The organism is Pseudomonas sp. SIMBA_067, assembly GCF_046534675.1.
GTDB classification, from domain to species: Bacteria; Pseudomonadota; Gammaproteobacteria; order Pseudomonadales; family Pseudomonadaceae; genus Aquipseudomonas; species Aquipseudomonas putida.
On sequence record NZ_JAWRYH010000673.1, the window covers coordinates 1 to 261 of the forward strand.

Annotated in this window: 1 protein-coding gene; it reads right to left on the minus strand. The window is 65.1% G+C overall.

Annotated elements, in window-relative coordinates; translation table 11 throughout:
* On the minus strand, positions 1-261 hold a 261-nt coding region (gene bcsG / locus SB765_RS30820; RefSeq protein ID WP_410932646.1), incomplete at both ends, for a cellulose biosynthesis protein BcsG.

The window sequence follows — 261 nt, forward strand, 5'->3', positions numbered from 1 at the left end:
GTGCCGGGCGCCTGGCCCGCAGTGAACCCCAGTGACGGCAGCCCGCCGACGGCCAGCCAGCCCAGCCCTAACAGGCTCAGGGTACTCAGGCGCAGCCAATGGCGCAGGTACAGATACCCCACCAACAGCAGTGCCAGCGCGCCCATCAGATTCCAGTTGATGAAACGGCCCAGCAGTTCGAGCAGGTAGTTCCACGAAAAATCGAGTACCCCCGGCTGCGCCAGCAGGCGACTGAACGGCGGCAACCACGTGTCCTGGTAG